Source organism: Curtobacterium pusillum, from assembly GCF_007673235.1.
Taxonomy (GTDB): Bacteria; Actinomycetota; Actinomycetes; order Actinomycetales; family Microbacteriaceae; genus Curtobacterium; species Curtobacterium pusillum_C.
This window is the reverse complement of the sequence record NZ_VDZH01000014.1, coordinates 1-931: the sequence shown is the minus strand read 5'-3', so window position 1 is coordinate 931 and position 931 is coordinate 1. Positions and strand designations below refer to the sequence as shown.

Sequence of the window (931 nt, the reverse complement as noted above, 5' to 3'; positions counted from 1 at the left end):
GTGATCGGGGCGGACGTCGGCGTCGTGGCGGACGGCGCCGGCTCGGGCTGCTGGCTCTGCGTCGGTGCCGCGGTCGGCTGCTCCTGCTGCGACAGCGACAGGGCGACGGCGCCGGTCGCGGTCCCGATCGCCAGGAGACCCACGACGCCGATCACGATGCCCGGGCGGACACGACGCCGCTTCGGGTGCGGGGTGGCGCGCTCGAGGACGTTCTGCTTCATCGAGACGAGCATGCGGTGCAGGTCGTCTCCCTCGGGAGGCTCAGTGTTCATCGTGCATCACCACCTTCTTGAGTCGGCGTCGGTTGCGGGAGACCCGCTGGGTGACCGCCCCGACGCTCAGGCCCAGCAGTTCGGCGGCCTCGGCGTACGAGCGGCCCTCGAGCAGGCAGAGTTCGCAGATGCGTCGGTCGGTCTCGGGGAGCGCGGCGATCTCGTCGCGGACCCAACGGAGCCGTTCACGGGCCTCGCTGTGGTCCTCGGGGGCGGGAAGGTTCTCGGGGAGTTCGTCCCCGCGGTGCTTGATGCGCTTGCGCCCGGCGTTCAGGGCGTGGTTCCGGCACACGACGAGCAGCCACGGGAGCATGGTGTCCGCGGGGAGCTCGAGTGTCGTGGCACGCTGCCAGAGCGTGAGGAAGGCGTCCTGCACGATCTCCTCGACGTCCATCCGATCGTCGGCGAGGGCCCAGGCGTAGCGGGTGAGCGTCGCCGCGTAGCGGTCGAACGCCCGCGCGAGGGCGCCCTTGTCGCCCTGTGCCATCGCACGGATGATCGCTTCGTCCGACTCGGTCGTCACGCCCACTTCCCACCTCCTTCACCCTGAGGTGTCGGACACGGGCCCGATCCTGACAGCACGACGACGAAAACGTGACCCCGGGCGTGTCGCCGGCCGGGCCTCAGTCCCGGAGCAGGTGCGCGACGCCCTCCACCGA

General features: G+C 71.0%; 2 protein-coding genes. Both read right to left on the bottom strand.

The features are described 5' to 3' along the window. On the bottom strand, window positions 1-272 hold a 272-nt coding region (locus tag FS532_RS18395), incomplete at its 3' end, for a hypothetical protein (RefSeq protein ID WP_440130727.1). Next, entirely contained in the window at window positions 262-801 is a 540-nt protein-coding gene (locus tag FS532_RS18390) for an RNA polymerase sigma factor (RefSeq protein WP_144757455.1), read from the bottom strand. The genes FS532_RS18390 and FS532_RS18395, both read right to left, overlap by 11 nt. Window positions 802-931 lie beyond the last annotated feature (130 nt).